This window comes from Pandoraea sp. CB10b_02, from assembly GCF_002216225.1.
GTDB lineage: Bacteria > Pseudomonadota > Gammaproteobacteria > Burkholderiales > Burkholderiaceae > Pandoraea > Pandoraea nosoerga.
On record NZ_NJGW02000004.1, the window covers coordinates 323,223 to 338,872 of the forward strand.

At 64.0% G+C, this 15,650-nt stretch carries 13 protein-coding genes and 1 pseudogene; 6 read left to right on the plus strand and 8 right to left on the minus strand.

Translation table 11 applies throughout. The features are described 5' to 3' along the window. Positions 1-251: 251 nt before the first annotated feature. Positions 252-743 (minus strand): GNAT family N-acetyltransferase, encoded by a 492-nt coding sequence (locus CDN36_RS06660; protein WP_287496296.1) that lies wholly within the window; start codon positions 741-743, stop codon positions 252-254. Then, positions 730-2,814 (minus strand): ATP-dependent helicase, encoded by a 2,085-nt coding sequence (locus CDN36_RS06665; protein ID WP_287496297.1) that lies wholly within the window; start codon positions 2,812-2,814, stop codon positions 730-732. The genes CDN36_RS06660 and CDN36_RS06665 overlap by 14 nt, the downstream gene beginning before the upstream one ends. Before the next feature lie 250 nt (positions 2,815-3,064). Between CDN36_RS06665 and CDN36_RS06670 the strand changes: the two genes are divergently transcribed. Continuing rightward, a complete protein-coding gene (locus tag CDN36_RS06670) occupies positions 3,065-3,997 on the plus strand; it encodes a DUF72 domain-containing protein (RefSeq protein ID WP_287496313.1) in 933 nt (310 codons plus the stop codon). Positions 3,998-4,256: 259 nt separating this feature from the next. Here the strand turns inward: CDN36_RS06670 and CDN36_RS06675 are convergent, their stop codons facing one another. The 3 genes and pseudogenes from CDN36_RS06675 to CDN36_RS06685 all read right to left on the minus strand — a co-directional run bounded on the left by CDN36_RS06675 (position 4,257) and on the right by CDN36_RS06685 (position 8,495). After that, complete coding sequence (locus CDN36_RS06675; RefSeq protein WP_150554027.1) at positions 4,257-5,726, minus strand: catalase; 1,470 nt, start codon at positions 5,724-5,726, stop codon at positions 4,257-4,259. Positions 5,727-5,962: 236 nt separating this feature from the next. Beyond that, positions 5,963-7,120 (minus strand): annotated as a pseudogene (locus CDN36_RS06680) (cysteine desulfurase family protein); the annotation flags it as partial. Positions 7,121-7,370: 250 nt separating this feature from the next. Further along, positions 7,371-8,495, minus strand: coding sequence for a saccharopine dehydrogenase family protein (locus CDN36_RS06685; protein ID WP_287496298.1), 1,125 nt, complete (start codon positions 8,493-8,495; stop codon positions 7,371-7,373). 643 nt (positions 8,496-9,138) lie between these two features. On the opposite strand from CDN36_RS06685, the gene CDN36_RS06690 reads away from it, so the two are divergent. Continuing rightward, entirely contained in the window at positions 9,139-10,296 is a 1,158-nt protein-coding gene (locus CDN36_RS06690) for a porin (protein ID WP_287496299.1), read from the plus strand. A 104-nt stretch (positions 10,297-10,400) separates the two neighbouring features. On the opposite strand, the gene CDN36_RS06695 is transcribed toward CDN36_RS06690, so the two are convergent. The 3 genes from CDN36_RS06695 to CDN36_RS06705 all read right to left on the minus strand — a co-directional run bounded on the left by CDN36_RS06695 (position 10,401) and on the right by CDN36_RS06705 (position 11,718). Beyond that, positions 10,401-10,766 carry a hypothetical protein gene (locus CDN36_RS06695; protein ID WP_150554031.1) on the minus strand — a complete coding sequence of 122 codons (366 nt, stop codon included), beginning with the start codon at positions 10,764-10,766 and terminating at the stop codon, positions 10,401-10,403. A gap of 96 nt (positions 10,767-10,862) precedes the next feature. Next, positions 10,863-11,270: an Hsp20/alpha crystallin family protein gene (locus tag CDN36_RS06700; RefSeq protein WP_287496300.1), complete on the minus strand. Its 408-nt coding sequence runs from the start codon at positions 11,268-11,270 to the stop codon at positions 10,863-10,865. A 10-nt stretch (positions 11,271-11,280) separates the two neighbouring features. Continuing rightward, positions 11,281-11,718, minus strand: coding sequence for an Hsp20/alpha crystallin family protein (locus tag CDN36_RS06705; protein ID WP_150554033.1), 438 nt, complete (start codon positions 11,716-11,718; stop codon positions 11,281-11,283). Positions 11,719-11,922: 204 nt separating this feature from the next. Here CDN36_RS06705 and CDN36_RS06710 point away from each other — a divergent pair, with 204 nt between their 5' ends. From CDN36_RS06710 to CDN36_RS06725, 4 genes are all read left to right on the plus strand, one after another. Continuing rightward, positions 11,923-12,306, plus strand: coding sequence for a hypothetical protein (locus tag CDN36_RS06710; protein WP_150554034.1), 384 nt, complete (start codon positions 11,923-11,925; stop codon positions 12,304-12,306). A 275-nt stretch (positions 12,307-12,581) separates the two neighbouring features. After that, positions 12,582-13,985 carry a DUF1214 domain-containing protein gene (locus CDN36_RS06715; protein WP_287496301.1) on the plus strand — a complete coding sequence of 468 codons (1,404 nt, stop codon included), beginning with the start codon at positions 12,582-12,584 and terminating at the stop codon, positions 13,983-13,985. A gap of 45 nt (positions 13,986-14,030) precedes the next feature. Beyond that, positions 14,031-14,342 carry a hypothetical protein gene (locus CDN36_RS06720; RefSeq protein WP_287496302.1) on the plus strand — a complete coding sequence of 104 codons (312 nt, stop codon included), beginning with the start codon at positions 14,031-14,033 and terminating at the stop codon, positions 14,340-14,342. 72 nt (positions 14,343-14,414) lie between these two features. After that, positions 14,415-15,613, plus strand: a protein-coding gene (locus CDN36_RS06725) for an IS3-like element ISButh1 family transposase (RefSeq protein ID WP_163013128.1) whose coding sequence is annotated in 2 segments (ribosomal slippage) — positions 14,415-14,730 and positions 14,730-15,613 — 1,200 coding nt in all. Because the reading frame shifts where the segments join, the coding sequence is not laid out codon by codon here. Positions 15,614-15,650 lie beyond the last annotated feature (37 nt).

A 15,650-nucleotide genomic window follows, 5' to 3' on the forward strand; every position in this document is an offset into this window, starting at 1 on the left:
GAATGTCAGCGGGGCAGCGCGACAGGCGACGGCAAGAGCACCAGGGTCGCGCCCCGGCATGCGCCGCCGATGCGGCGACTATACCCGATGCATGGAGGACGGCAACTTCCGAAAATTTCGCTGCCTGACGAACGGACCGAACCGGAAGGCCCGGCGGCCATGCCGAAGCAGCCGAAGGGGCCGAAGGAGCCGAAGGAGCCGAAGCGCCAAAGGAGCCGAAGGGGCCGAACATGCGGGCCATGCCTGACGTACTAGGCAACCAGAGGCTTCGTCAGCAGTACCGTCGTGAAGCCGCTGTCCCAGGCCTCGTCGGGATACATGGCGACTTCGGCGTAGCCGTGCCGGGCATAGAACGCGCGGCTCTGCGTATTGAACGTATCGGTCTCGAGCCGCGCCAGCGCGTGGCCGTTGGCCCGCATGCCGGCTTCCGCGTGGGCGAGCAGCCGCGCACCAATACCTTGCCGTTGCCGGTCGGGCGCGACATGGAGCGCATCGATGAAGTCGCCGATCACATGCACCATGCCGACGACGCGCGCTGCCTCGTCGCACGGCACCGCCACCGTGAACGCGGGCCACTGCGCCTGCACATAGGCACGCGTGCGCTCGCCGGACGCGAACGTCGCCGCGACCTCGGCACGCAGCATGGGCGCCCACGTCGTGTGATAGGTCCGCATGAGCAGCGACGTCAGCGCATCGGCGTCCGTCGCACGCGCGGCGCGCAAGACAATCTCAGGACCACGCATTGCGAAGCCTGCGCGCCACGTCGATGTGTACCGCCACGTCGCCGACCGGCGCCTGCGGCGCCTCGCCCTCGCGCGGCTTCGGCAGCCGCTCGTACAACGGCAGCATCGCGTCCGAGACGAAGCGGCTGCGCGTGCCGTACACGTGACGATCGCCGAGCCCTGTCTGTTGATGGACGTAGAACCGTTGCGGCACGATGAGCTGCAGCGACTCCTTCGCGCGCGTCATCGCCACGTAGAGCAGGCGCCGTTCTTCCTCGATGTCTTCGTCGTCGCCGGTGCTCATGTCCGACGGAATGCACCCGTCGACGACGTTGAGCACATAGACCGAGTGCCACTCCTGGCCCTTGGCGCTGTGGATCGTCGAGAGGATCAGGTAATCCTCGTCGAGCAACGGCGGGCCGGATTGCGCGCTGGTCGCGTCGGGCGGGTCGAGCGTCAGCTCGGTCAGGAACTGCTCGCGCGAACCGTAGGTGCCGGCGATGCGGGCGAGCTGCTCCAGGTCGGCCTGCCGCACCGCCGCGTCGTCGAAGCGCTGTGCGAGCAGCGGCGCGTACCAACGCAGCGCCAGATCGACGTCGGCCGGCCACGCAACGCGCGTGTCGTGCAACGCCAGGAAAACGTCCACGAAGCTGCGCCAGTCGTTCGCAGCCGCCGAGGGCGGCTTGAACCCGGCCAGCACCTGCGCGGGCGCGGCGGACTGCGCCATCGCGTCGAGCAGCCGCGTTGCGCTCACCGGCCCGATGCCGGGAACGAGCTGTGCGACGCGAAACCCCGACAACCGGCTTGCCGGGTTGTGGGCCCAGCGCAGTATCGAGAGCATGTCCTTCACATGCGCGGCCTCGAGAAACTTCAGGCCGCCGAACTTCACGAAAGGAATGTTGCGCCGCGTGAGCTCGAGCTCGAGCGCGGCGCTGTGGCTGCCGGTGCGAAACAGCACGGCCTGCTGCATGAGCCGTGTGCCCGTCTCGCGCTGCGCGAGCACCTGGTCGGCCACCCAGCGCGCCTGCCCCGCTTCGTCGCTCACGTTGACGAGCTGGGGGCGGCGCGCCGACTGGCGGTCCGTCCACAGCGCCTTCGCATAGCGCTCGCTCGATTCCGCGATGACCGCGTTCGACGCATCGAGAATCGGCTGCGTCGAACGATAGTTGCGCTCGAGCGTCACGACGTGCGCCGGCTCGGCGAATTGCCCGGGGAAGTCGAGGATGTTGCGGACCGTGGCGGCCCGGAAGGCGTAGATCGACTGGGCGTCGTCGCCGACCACGGTGAGCCCGCGCCCGTCCGGCTTCATCGCGAGCAGGATCTGCGCCTGCAGGCGGTTGGTGTCCTGATACTCGTCGACGAGGACATGGTCGAAACGCGCCCCAAGCGCTCGCGCGAGTTCCGGCGCCCTCATCATCTCGGCCCAGTACAGCAGCAGATCGTCGTAGTCGAGCACTTGCTGCGCCTGCTTCGCATCGACATAGGCGCCGAACAGCGTCTTGAGCTGCGCCTCCCACTGCGCGCACCACGGAAAGTGCTTGGCGAGCACTTCGGCGAGCGGCGCCTGACTGTTCACCACGCGCGAATAGATGGACAGGCAGGTGCCCTTGAGCGGAAACCGCGACTGCGTGTTCGAAAAGCCGAGCTCATGACGCGACAGGCCGAGCAAGTCCTCCGCATCGCTGCGATCGTGGATGGTGAAGGCTTCCGAGAGGCCGATGCGCGGCGCGAAATCGCGCAGCAGGCGCGCGCCGATGGCGTGGAAGGTGCCCGCCCACGGCAGCGCCGGCGGCTGCGAGGACGCCAGGCCGAGCACCTTCTGCAGCACCGCCCCGACGCGCCGCTCCATCTCGTTGGCGGCACGGCGCGAGAACGTGAGCAACAGGATTCGGTTCGGGTCCGCACCCCGCACGATGAGATTGGCCACGCGGTGCGCGAGCGTGCTCGTCTTGCCGGACCCGGCGCCCGCGATGACGAGCAGCGGCCCGCCGGGCGAGCCGTCGTCGCCCACGCCATGGTGGACCGCCTCGCGCTGGCGATCATTGAGTTCGGCCCACGGGTCGCGGGCGGTCGGGGTCGGCTGTTCTGACATGCGAAGCGTCGGGAAAACGGGGGGTGCGGACGAATGTCGGCAGCGCAGGCCCATGTGAGCCCCATATGAGCCCCATGTGATCCACATGCGAGCACGCACCCCGAGTACTGTATATTTGTACATTATAACGATGGGTTCAACCCCCATCGAGTCCCGCCTCGCTTCCGACGCGGGCGCTCTTTTCGAGCCACGGGCCATGCGCCGCCGCATCGCGGCGCCGGCGCTGCGTCCGCGGCCGTGCGGCAAGCTCATGACCATTCGCACCGGTACCTCGTCCTGGACCGACCCGACGCTCATCGCGTGCGGGCGTTTCTATCCGCCGGGCGTCGACACGCCCGAGGCCCGATTGCGCCATTACGCGTCGCAGTTCGATCTGGTCGAAGTCGACAGCAGCTATTACCGCTTGCCCGATGCCGCCGTGGCGTGGCGGTGGACGCAACGCACACCGCCCTCGTTCCGATTTCACGTCAAGGCGTTTCGCGCGTTCACCGGCCACATGACGCCGCTGAGCGCGCTGCCGCCGGACATCGCCGGCGCGCTGGCGGCGCCTCGGGGAAAGTCGGCGCGCGGCGGCATGGAGATCGCCCCGGCCGACATGCCTGCGGAGTTGACCGACGAGCTCTGGCGGCGATATTTCGAAGCCGTCGAGCCGTTGCGGCAGAGCGGGCAACTGGCGGCGATCCACTTCCAGTTCTCGCCGCGCGTGCGCAACGACCGCGCCGGGCGGGCACTGGTGTTCGAGACGGCGCGTCGCCTCGAGGGCGAACGGCACGCTGTGGAGTTTCGGCATCGGAGCTGGTTCGATACGCCATCGCGCGAGGCCGCCACGCTGGCGATGCTGCGCGAGACCGGCGCCGCGCACACTATCGTCGACAGCCCCGCGGGCTTCGACAACACCGTGCCCGCGGTATGGGCGACGACGCGCGACGACCTGTGCGTGGTACGCCTGCACGGCCGCAATGCGGCGGCCTGGAACCGGCGCGACGTCACGGCCTCGTCGGGACGCTTCGTCTACGAATACAGCGCCAGCGAGTTGATCGACATTTCGGCGCGCGTGCAGCGCATCGCTGCGCTCGCGGACGACACTCACGTGCTTTTCAACACGAACCACGAGGACCAGGGCATGAAGAACGCCGCTGCCTTCGAGCGGGCGCTTGCCAATCTCGCACGCGCGACAGGGTGACGCGCCGCTCGCACCATCATCGTTCCGTATTCCCTCGTAGCGCCTCGGGCCTGCCGCGATTCACCGGACTTCGACGCCGATTTGCCGGCCTCCTGTGCCAGGCCGGCAAATCGGCGAGCCGGGTCCCTTCGGAAACCGCGCCACGGCACGACATCGGAACCGGGGACACGCAACACATCCGCCGTGACGGCCGGTTTCCTGGCGCAGAGGGTGGACGCCGCCCCCCCCCCTGCCGCAGTTGATGCGTTGGTGACGCCCCCTACCCCTTCGCGTTCATTACCGCCTGCTCGATGCGGGCGCCAATGTCGGCGTCGATCTTCTTCCAGTAGTCGAACGCGCGCTCGAGCACCGGGCTGCGCACGCCCGCGAGCAGGGCGCCGGACACGGTCTCCACCAGGCGTGCGCGCGCCGCGTCGTCGAACACGCGGCGCACGAGGTCGCCCGGCTGCGAGAAGTCGTCATCGTCCTTGTGCAGCGTATAGGCACTGCGCACCATGTCACCGTCCGACTCCCACCCGTCCTCGGCCGGGCCCGTCTGATCCGCGTATGGACGTCCGCCGCTGTTCGGCGCATACGTCGGCGCGTTGCCGCTGTGCTCGAAAGCCATCTGACCGTCGAACATGTACGACTGCACCGGCACCTTCGGACGGTTCACAGGCAACTGGTGAAAGTTCGCGCCGATGCGGTGGCGCTGCGCGTCGTTGTATGCGAACGCCCGGCCAAGCAGCATCTTGTCGGGCGACAGCCCAATCCCCGGCACGGTGTTGCCCGGCGAGAACGCCGCCTGCTCGATTTGTGCGAAGAAGTTCTCCGGATTGCGGTTGAGCGTCATCTTGCCCACCTTGATCAACGGATAGTCCTTGTGCGACCACGTCTTGGTGAGATCGAACGGATTGAAGCGATACTGCTTCGCGTCGGCATACGGCATGACCTGCACCGACAGGATCCAGCTCGGATGCTCGCCCCGCGCGATGGCGTCGAACAGGTCGCGGCGGTGAAAGTCGGCGTCCTGACCGGACATCGCAGCGGCCTGCGCATTGGTGAAGAACTCCATACCCTGCAGGGTATGGAAGTGATACTTGACCCAGAATTTCTCGCCGCTGGCGTTGATCCACATATAGGTGTGCGAACCATAGCCGTTCATATGACGCCAGGTGCGCGGCAAGCCGCGATCGCCCATCAGATAGGTCACCTGATGCGCCGACTCCGGATTGTTCGTCCAGAAGTCCCACTGCATGTGGTTGTCTCGCAGGCCCGAGTCCGGCAAACGCTTCTGGCTGCGGATGAAGTGCGGGAACTTCATCGGATCGCGCACGAAGAAGACGGGCGTGTTGTTGCCGACGAGATCATAGTTGCCCTCGTCGGTGTAGAACTTGAGGGAGAACCCGCGCACGTCACGCCAGGTATCGGGACTGCCGGCCTCGCCGGCGACGGTGGAAAAGCGCGCCAGCAGCTCGACCTTGGCGCCCTTGCGGAACAGCGATGCCTTGGTGTACCGACTCACGTCCTCGGTCGTCTCGAACACGCCGAAGGCCCCGGCGCCCTTCGCGTGCGGCTGGCGCTCAGGCACCTTCTCACGGTTGAAATGCGCCATCTGCTCGATGAAGTGGACATCATGCAGCAGCAGCGGACCGTCGGCGCCGACCGACAACGTATTCCGGTCGCTCGCGGCAGGCGCGCCCGCGCCTGTGGTCGAACCGGTGCCCAGACGTTCTTTCTCTTGGCTCATACAGACCTCCAACATCAAGGTGGGGTGGGGGAGAGGAGAGAATCGATGCCAGCGGATCCGCAAGTCGTTCAAAGCATAGTACAGGACGGTGACTTTCGTCTCATGTCACCCAATGCGTTGAAGAAACGTCAACTTGCGCGCGATCCGTCTGCCACCCCTTCTTCCCCCGCCGACCCGATAGCCGCCAACCGATGGCGCCGGTGAGGCCTGCTGGCGAGAGTGACCCACGCCGATCAGGCGGCGAGCGCGCGGCACTGGCCAACCACGCGCTCGAAGCAGGCGATGGCGAAATCCACCGATGCCGGCGTGGTGAAGCGCCCGAGGCTCACGCGCACCGTCCGGCTGGCCGCCTCGCGGTCCATGCCGATACCCGTCAGCACGTGCGACGGCTGTCCCGACGCCGAATTGCAGGCCGACGTGGACGAGACCGCCAGGTTCGGGTCGAGCATGAACGTGAAGAAGCCGGGATGCCCGATCGTCAGGCTGAGCGTATGCGCAATGCGCTGCGCACTCGCCGCGTTGTGCGTCACGCCCTCGAGCGCCAGCACGCCGTCGAGCAGCCGACGGCTCAATTCCGCAATGCGCGCATTGTCCGCCGCCATGTTGCGCATTGCCAGTTCGCACGCCGTGCCCATGCCGACGATCTGGTGGGTTGCCAGCGTCCCCGAACGCAGGCCGCGCTCGTGTCCGCCACCATGCATCTGCGGGGCGATTCGCGACATGACGTCCTTGTCCACGTAGAGCGCGCCGATGCCCTTCGGACCGTACACCTTGTGTGCGGACATCGAAAGCATGTCGATGCCCATCGCCTTGACGTCGATGGGCGTCTTGCCGAGCGCCTGCGCGGCGTCCACGTGCAGCAGGGCGCCAGCGGCATGCACGACTTTCGAGATCGCGGCCACGTCCGTCAACGTGCCGAGTTCGTTGTTCACGAGCATGAGCGACACCAGACCGGTATCGGGACGCATGGCCGCCGCCACGGCGTCGGCCGTGATCTCGCCCGTGGCCGATGGCGTGACATAGGTCACGGGCACGCCGCGCGCCTCCAGACTCGCCATCGTATCGAGAATCGCCTTGTGCTCGAGCACGCTCGTGACCAGATGCGCGCGGGCCTGGCCGCGCTCCGAGTAACCCTTGATCGCCAGGTTGTTCGATTCGGTGGCCCCCGAGGTCCAGACGATCTCGGCTGGCTGCGCGCCGATGAGTGCCGCGACCTGCGCGCGCGAGCGCTCCACGAGGCGCCGCGCGCTCACGCCCGCCGCGTGCGAACTCGACGCCGGATTGCCGAAGACCCCGTCGACGCCCAGGCAGTCGGACATCGCGGCAATGACGGCGGCATCCACCGGCGTAGTCGCGGCGTAATCGAAATAGTGGAGGGTTTCCTTATCGCGCATGATCGGTCTCGGGCAAAAAAAACGTGCATCGATCCTACGCGCCGCATGAGAGAAAAGGCTTGCGGAATCACTCGCCAAAGCGCCACATCACGAAAATTGCCTCCCAAAATCCCACTTTTTTTGAAAAATCCTTCCAACTCCAGTCCAGCACGTTCACGGCCCGGGAGTCCCGCGATGACGTCGGGCCCCATCGTCGGGCCACGGCAGGCGAGGCGTTGCATGCATGCCGGACCCTCGTGCTTTCCTGGCGTTACGAGAGCGATTCGATATGCGTCGACCGGGCGTAGACGTGGCCGAAGCGGTTGGCGAGAAAGTCCGGCAGCGCGATCTGCTCCTGCCGCACGAAGCCGCGTTGCGGCAGTTGTCCCGCGAAAAACATGTCGACGGCCGCGCAGATCGCCGACGCCGTGGTGATCTGGATGGCACTCGCACTATGGCCATTGTTGCGCTCGGCGAAGATTTTCCGTGCAAACACCTCCTGCGTGAGCACGCCCGCCCGCAGCCCGCTCACCACGACGAAGATGAGCACCACGTCCTGCAGCGTGCTCGGAATCGAGCGCCGGAGGATCGCCTTGACCGTTTCCTGATCTTCCTTGAGCCGCAGTTCGTTGAGCAGCACCTTCATCAGCGCGCCATGCCCCGGGTAGCGCACCGATTTGTAGTCGAGATTGCGCACGCGCCCGCCCAGCGTTTCGCACAGGGTCCCCAGGCCGCCCGAAGTGTTGAACGCCTCGTACTCCACGCCGTCGAGCGAAAAGTGCTCCAGATCTTCGAGCGGCTGCACGGTCAATGACGCACCGTCGCGAATCGCTTCGCACGGCTGGCAATATTCGTTGATCAGTCCATCGACGCTCCACGTCAAGTTGTATTTGAGTGAGTTCGTCGGGAATGCGGGCAATGCGCCGACGCGCATCTTCACCGAATCCACCTGATCGAAGGCGGCCGCCAGATGGTGCGCCGCAATGGAGATAAAGCCCGGTGCAAGCCCGCATTGCGGCATGAGCGCCGTCGACGCGCCCTCGGCGAGCTGCGCGATCGCGTGCGTGGCCGCCACGTCCTCGGTCAGATCGAAGTAGTGGCAACCGGCGGCCACCGCGGCCGTTGCGGCGCTCGTGGCCATCGTATAGGGCAGCGCATTGATCACGGCGTCGTGTCCGGCGACCGCGCGCTGCAACGCGCCCGTATCACCTGTATGCGCCGCATCTCCCGTACCCGCGCCGGCGAGTTCGACAAGCGCGTGCGCGTGTTCGCGCACGAAGGCCAGCGATTGCGGATTCCGGTCCAGCACGGTCACGCGGTAGTTACCGCTGTCGTGCAACAGGCGGGCGATGGTCTGGCCGATGTGGCCTGCGCCAAGCAAGGCGATTTTTTTCATGTTGTTTCCCTCGAAAAAGCAACGGTCGGTGCGGCAGGCCGCCTTGTGAGCACTTCTGACTGCGTGTGCCCTGCCTCAATTCTATGGAGGGGATCAGATGAAATGTAGCGTCAAATCGTCAATAAACATTTATTTGACGTCGAACTGACGATCTTTATGACGAACTGTACAGAAGCGGCATGTGTCGCTGCCAAAGCCGGATGGACGCAGTGTCGATGTCGACACGCGTGCCGCGGAACAGGACAAGCGGGATAGGCCGTGGGACAAACAGCGAGAGGAAGTGGCGAAACGGGAAGAACGGGGGATTGATAAAGGCGGGAGAAGCTCAAGAGAGCGCAAGAGAGCGGGGGGCGGCGCGATGACCGGATGACCGGACACCACGCCACGCCGCACCGCGCCCCGTGTCTGCAGGGCTCGCGCACAGCGTTTTATAGCGCTCGCATATGTCATCCACATGAAATTCCGGAACTGCGCGGCGATAAATCGCGCTGCGTTGTAGTGGCAATACATTGCACGCGGAATTTCGTTAATACACCTATGGAATGGCCGGGTCCTTCGATATAGTTCGGCCCGAACCCACGGGGCGCTCGTCAAAAAGCGACGGGTTCGCATCAATCCAAAGTTATCGAAAAGGAATAGACCGATGAAAAAGACGCAATTGGCCGCCGCGCTGGGCGGTGTTCTCGCCGTGTGCGCCGCGGGTGCGGCACAGGCACAGAGCAACGTCACGCTGTACGGCGTTCTGGATGGCGGCCTGTCTTACGTGAGCAATGTCGGCGGCAGCAAGAACTTCGGCACCGCCGACGGCCTGCAATCCGGCAACCGGTGGGGCCTGAAGGGTTCGGAGGATCTGGGCGGCGGCCTGTCGGCCATCTTCACCCTGGAGAACGGCTTCAACCTCACGAACGGCGGCCTGGGCCAGGGCAGCCGTGAATTCGGCCGCCAGGCGTTCGTCGGCCTGTCGAGCAAGTCGTTCGGCAGCCTGACCATCGGCCGTCAGTACGACTCCGTGGTCGATTTCGTGAGCGGCCTCACCTCGGCGAAGCTCTTCGCCACGAAGCTCGGCGCCCACGTCGGCGACGTGGACAACCTGTACAACTCGTTTCGCATCAACAACTCGATCAAGTACACGAGCGCGAACTATGCCGGCTTCACGTTCGGCGGCCTGTATGGCTTCTCGAACCAGGCCAGCAGCGGCACGGGCGGCACAGGCTTCGCTAACAACCGCGCCTACAGCGTAGGTGCGAGCTACGCCAACGGCCCGGTCAAGTTCGGCATTGGTTACCTCGAAGTGAGCTCGCCGAACGGCACGAACACGGGCGGCGCCGTGGCTGGCGACTACAGTGGCGACTTCTATACGGCGCGCATCGGCACCGCGACCGTCGGCGTGGACAAGCAACGCGTGTTCGCCACGGGCGGCAGCTACAGCTTCGGCCCGGCCGCCGTCGGCTTCGTGTACAGCAACACGCAACTCAAGTACGTGAGCGGCACCGGCGCGCGCGTGTCGAACTATGAACTGAACGGCACGTACAACCTCACGCCGTCGCTGCTGCTCGGCCTGTCGTACACCTACACGGACGCCAGCACGCGCAGCGCCACGCTCGCCGACCTGAGCCCGAAGTACCATCAGGTCAACGCCGCCGTCGACTATTCGCTCTCGAAGCGCACGGACGTGTACCTCGTGGGCATCTACCAGAAGGCCGCGGGCGACGCCACGGCGGCGTCGATCAACGGCGCGGGCGGTGCGTCGAGCACCAAGACCCAGGCTGCCGTGATCTCGGGCCTGCGCCACAAGTTCTGAGCCCACGTCTTCGCGAGACGTTCCACTGTTGGTTTGAGTGCTCCAGCTTGAAGGGGAGCCCTGCAAGGGGCTCCCCTTTTTTTGCGGGCAGAGTCGGCGCGCCGCTAATTCGATATCGGAATATAGGTGCGCGGCGCGTAGCGTGCGTCCGGCATCACGACAAGGCGGGCCTCGATGGCGCGCACGCCTTCAATTTTCGCGAACATCGGCATGACGTACACGCTGCCGAATACGCGTTGCACGGTAGGCTCCGTCCACGGTTCGGCCGCATCGAGCTTCATGCTTCGCAGGCGATCGAGGATGAAGCCCCGGATGTCCTGGTCGGACGGGGTTTCGGTACCGATGGCGCGCGCGAATTCGTCATGCGCGAACCTTCGGATCAGTGCCACGGTTTCGTCGAGATTTGCCTGCACCGCGAATACCTTGGTCTTTACGTGCGGCTCGTCGCTCTTCGGCCAGAGCATTCTCATGTTGTTCTCGCATGTCGAAAAATGCGCCCGCGGGCATACGCCCGCAGGCGCGAACCGTAGGAATCAACCCGCATCGAAATTCACAGGCCGCCTGCATCAAGCTGCCTGCACTTCGATCTTGCGCGGGCGCGCTTCCTCGCGACGCGGCACCGTCAGTCTGAGCACGCCATCCCTGAGCTGCGCCTCGATCTTCGACGTGTCGAAATCGGCGCTCAGCATGAAGGCGCGGGAAAAGCGCGGCTCCTTCAGTTCGGCGTGCTGCAGCCGGAGGTTCTGCGGTGCGGGGACCATCGCTTCGCCTTCGATGGACAGCGTACCGTCCTGCACGCGGATGTCGAGCTTGTCCTTCGACACGCCGGGCAGATCAGCCCACAGTGTCACGCCATGCTCGTCTTCCACGATGTCGACGGCCGGGCAGACGGTGAGGTGTCGCGGCTCCTGCGTCGTCGGGCGCGATGACGCCTGGCCTTGGGAAGTCGTCGTGAGTTGCGAGTTCGCGTTCATGATGTCCTCCTCATTGCACGGAAATGGCGCGCGGCCTGGACGACTCGCGCTTGCCGATGCTGATGCTCAGACAGCCGTTGGCGTAGCGCGCCTTGACGTCGTTCGGGTCGACGTGGGTCGGCAATTCGATCGCCCGGCGAAAGGTGCCGGTGAATCGCTCCTGTGCGTACGATCGCGTATCGCGCGCTTCCTCGCTGGCGCGCCGGCGCTCGCCGGAGATGGTCAGCAGGCCCTTGTCGATGGTCACGTCGAAGGCCTTGGCATCCATGCCGGGCGCGAAGGCGACGATTTCCACCGAGTCGTCGGTGGTGCCGATATTGATGGGAGGAAAAGCTCCCGGGCGTGAGGACCGAATGCTGGTCGGGAAGCCGGAAAAGAGGTTCGTCATCTCCCGGTGGAGGCGGTCCAGCTCTCCAAATATCCCGTTGCTCAGGTCAAATTCGCTCATGGTCGCATTCTCCTAATAATTCCGCCCAATCGATGCGACGGAGTTAATAACGAAAACACGATGACACGCGGTCATCAAACCTTGCGCCAGCAGGCACTGACGGAACACTAAGATAGATTGCTTCAGCCGGATTTCAAGGGGTCTTGAAATCAAAAATGTGCCCCTCAATTTGACGGCACAGTTGACCACATCCGGAGGTGCACAATGGATTTCGAATGGGATTGGCTGACAATCGGCGTCCACCGTCTGCGCTTGCGCGCCGAGCGTGGATTTCCCACGGAGGGAATGCGGAAAATGGCCAACGTCATCGCGCTGGCCATCGAGAACAACATGAGCGCTCGCGCGCGCATCGTCGAAATCGTGTTCTCGCGCGACGGCAGCTTGCGCGTCGACGCCGGGACGACCGTCGACGCCGACGTCAACGTGGTGCCGCAGATCTGCGTTGCGCTCGCAACCGTGTTTGCACTGCCGCCCGAAGCCATCCAGATGAACGTCACCGTCGTCACGCAAAGCGAAGTCGATCTCCACTTCGGCGTCTACGAGCGCATGCTCGCCGAGAAGGTGGGCGCCGTCCCGCCCTTGCACTGACGCCGCACGGCGACACGCCTGCCGTCACCGGCCGCAACGCGTTGCTCGCCGTAGGCAGCCGCCCGGGGCCATCGTCATGACATCGGGCGAGTGGCGAGAAGCACGTCTCGCCGATCTCGTCTGCGGAAAACCATCAATGAGTCGGCCTGCGAACCTCTCGCCTCCAGCTTGTCGGCCAGCGTGACCCCGCGCATGGCAATTGAAACGAACTTTAGGTATTCTGGACACGCCTCGGTGTTGCGTCGACGTTGAAATCTATTTCTGATGGAGTTCAAATGTCCGTTGCCTTCCTTTTTCGTTCCTGTTCTTTTAGGAACACCTTTTGGGGCTGCAGGCGATCGGGCACCCTGGCACGCGTCTGGCCAATGCGCCTCGCGTTCGCGGTTGGTGTATTGGTCCTCTCGGCGCCCCGCGCCTTTGCACAGCCCTCTGTGAACGAGGCGTCCCTGACCACTGCGTACACTTATTTGCTGGGGCGTGCGCTCGTTGTCCGCCAGGAACAGCACGATTTGGCAGCGGCAACCGGTGTGAAATACAACACCATCAAGTACAACCCAAGGGGTTCAGCCGATTTCGTAAATCCCAATCTCGACGTCGCTTACCTGGAAGCGTGGATAGCCGTCGACGACAATTCGGCAGCAGTGCTTGATATCCCCAAGATCACGGGAAGGTATTACACCGCGCAAATCATTGACGAATGGGGCGAAGTCATCACAAACATTAATGAGCGCACTTTCCCGTCGAAGCCATACGGAAAATTTGCATTCGTGTCACCGGGAAGCAAGGTAAAGCTGCCTGCAGATGCCTCACCGGTAGTGCTCCACTCGTCCAAGGCGAAGATGCTCGCGCGGGTGGAACTGAAAGACGACCCTGACGGCGCGATGGCTCTTCAGCGTCAGTTCCGCCTGAGCGTCATCGGCAAGCCGCGCATCTCCCCGCCGCCAGCCCTCAAGGATTTCTCCAACGCGGACCTCGCGGGTGTGGACATTTTTGACAACGTGAATGCCCTTATCGCCAGTGCTGCGGACGTCTCGCCGAAAGCCGCGGAGCAACAACAAGCGGCAAGGGACGTGGCTACCCGCGTTCAAACCGATGCCTCGACGCGTGCGGCAGTCGCAAGCCAACTACAGCAGATAGTGGTTCCGGAATTTAAAGCGTATGCGGTCAACGACTCGGCCCCGAGCCGGAACCATTGGACCGGGGGCGGCACCGTCGGTCATTATGGGACCGATTATCGACTGCGTGCCGCCGCCAACTATCTCGGAATCTGGGCAAACGTTCCCGATGAAGTGTTGTACTTTATTGGCACGCAGGACGCGAGTGGCCACACGTTCGATGGCGGGAAGAACTATGTGATGTCCTTCCCGCCAGACCAGCTTCCATCCTCGGTGGTGGACGGCTATTGGTCCATCATTCTGGTGGGTGTGCCGGACTACCGCGTTGTACCGAACGCGCTCAAGCGTTACAACCTGAACAGCTACTCGCCGCTCAAGCATGAAGCGGACGGCTCACTCAAAATTTTCATCGGACCGGACGAGCCATCACCGGAGTATCTGTCCAACTGGCTGCCGTCCGCTCGGGGAAAACCGTTTTCCCTGACGTTCCGTGCCTACGTACCAAAGACCGTGGTCAGAGAAGGTAAATGGACGCCCGCTCCGGTTACCGAGGTTGGTCTGTAACGGCCCGGCCACTCTTTTATGCACGACGCCCCTTGAGTGACTCAAATGAAAGCGTTGACCGGCCTGTTCGCCACATGTCTTATCGTCTGTAGCGTCGGTGTCGCGGCCGCGCCAATTTCGCTAACGCCGACGCTGGCCGCATCCATGCCCGAGGGACCAGCCACCGGAACCCGAATGACGGAGGCCTATGCGAGACAAGTGGCCAGAAACACGTTCTTCTGGGCATGGCCTTTGGTCAACATGGAGAGTCGCAGACTTGCGTACTCGCAGATCAAATCGCGCATGTACGTCGGCGCGGCTCCGATGGCGCCGCTCAATGAGCTGACCATGCTGACTGGAGCGGCCCCACGTATCTGAGGACACGAGGACTCTCTTAAAATAAGGGATAGTCTTGTGCCTATCAGTAAGCCTAGTCATTACGTGGAAAGCATCGAAATTCTGACCGAGCCGGAGCGCCGTCGGCGGCGCACGGCGCAAGAAAAAATCGCCATCGTGCAGGAAACATTGGAGCCGGGAGCGTCGGTGTCGGCCGTTGCACGTCGGCACGGCGTCAACGCCAACCAAGTGTTTGGCTGGCGCAAGCAATACCAGGAAGGCAGTCTGGCGGCGGTGAAGGCAGGCGAAACCGTTGTGCCGGCATCTGAGCTGGCCGCCGCCATCAAGGAAATCAAGGAACTGCAACGGCTACTCGGGAAGAAGACGCTGGAGGTCGAAATCCTGAAAGAAGCCGTGGAATGGGGCCGTTCAAAAAACCTGATTGCGCGCTCGCCCTTGCTGCCGGGGGACGACCGATGAAGACGGTCTGCGAAGTTCTCGGCGTGGCGCGCTCTGCCGTGGCGGTGAAGCGAGCTCGCTCGTCCGACTGGCGCGATGGTCGCCGTGCCCGCGTGACCAACGATGCCGGGCTGGTCGAGGAGATTCAGGCCCATGTGGCGCACCTTCCCACCTACGGCTACCGCCGTGTCTGGGCGCTGCTGCGCCGCAGTCGGGAGCAGAGCGGTGCGCCGTGCATCAACGTCAAGCGCGTGTATCGGGTCATGCGGGAGCATCAGTTGCTGCTGCGCCGCCCTGGCGTGCGGCGAGATAAGCGGCGACATGACGGTCGCGTTGCGGTGGACCGCAGCAACACCCGCTGGTGCTCCGATGGCTTCGAGTTCCGGTGCGACGATGGTACGCCGCTGCGCGTGACGTTTGCGCTGGACTGCTGCGACCGCGAGGCGATTAGCTGGGCAGCAACGACCGGCGGGCATAGCGGTGATGTGGTGCGCGACGTGATGCTGGCCGCCGTCGAACAGCGCTTCGGCACCACGCAGGCCGCGCAGCCCATTGAATGGCTGACGGACAACGGCTCGGCCTACATCGACCACCGCACGCGCAGCTTCGCTCGCGAACTGGGTCTTGAGCCGCTGACCACACCGGTCCGTTCGCCGCAGAGCAATGGCATGGCGGAATCGTTCGTGAAGACCATGAAGCACAATTACGTCGCCTATATGGACAAGTCTGACGCACCAACAGCGCTCTCGCGTCTGGCAATCGCGTTTGAACACTACAATGAGCGCCACCCGCACAAAGCCCTGAAATACCGCTCGCCTCGCGAGTTCAGGCGTAATGCGGTGTCATCAACCTAACGGTGTCCGCGTGTCCTGAGTTACAGGGGCAACTCCA

Excerpts from the sequence above, each read along its gene's own strand:
- CDN36_RS06660 (WP_287496296.1), bottom strand. The coding sequence starts at position 743 with ATGCGTGGTCCTGAGATTGTCTTGCGCGCCGCGCGTGCGACGGACGCC.
- CDN36_RS06665 (WP_287496297.1), bottom strand. The coding sequence starts at position 2,814 with ATGTCAGAACAGCCGACCCCGACCGCCCGCGACCCGTGGGCCGAACTC.
- CDN36_RS06670 (WP_287496313.1), top strand. The coding sequence starts at position 3,065 with ATGACCATTCGCACCGGTACCTCGTCCTGGACCGACCCGACGCTCATC.
- CDN36_RS06675 (WP_150554027.1), bottom strand. The coding sequence starts at position 5,726 with ATGAGCCAAGAGAAAGAACGTCTGGGCACCGGTTCGACCACAGGCGCG.
- CDN36_RS06685 (WP_287496298.1), bottom strand. The coding sequence starts at position 8,495 with ATGAAAAAAATCGCCTTGCTTGGCGCAGGCCACATCGGCCAGACCATC.
- CDN36_RS06690 (WP_287496299.1), top strand. The coding sequence starts at position 9,139 with ATGAAAAAGACGCAATTGGCCGCCGCGCTGGGCGGTGTTCTCGCCGTG.
- CDN36_RS06695 (WP_150554031.1), bottom strand. The coding sequence starts at position 10,766 with ATGAGAATGCTCTGGCCGAAGAGCGACGAGCCGCACGTAAAGACCAAG.
- CDN36_RS06700 (WP_287496300.1), bottom strand. The coding sequence starts at position 11,270 with ATGAACGCGAACTCGCAACTCACGACGACTTCCCAAGGCCAGGCGTCA.
- CDN36_RS06705 (WP_150554033.1), bottom strand. The coding sequence starts at position 11,718 with ATGAGCGAATTTGACCTGAGCAACGGGATATTTGGAGAGCTGGACCGC.
- CDN36_RS06710 (WP_150554034.1), top strand. The coding sequence starts at position 11,923 with ATGGATTTCGAATGGGATTGGCTGACAATCGGCGTCCACCGTCTGCGC.
- CDN36_RS06715 (WP_287496301.1), top strand. The coding sequence starts at position 12,582 with ATGTCCGTTGCCTTCCTTTTTCGTTCCTGTTCTTTTAGGAACACCTTT.
- CDN36_RS06720 (WP_287496302.1), top strand. The coding sequence starts at position 14,031 with ATGAAAGCGTTGACCGGCCTGTTCGCCACATGTCTTATCGTCTGTAGC.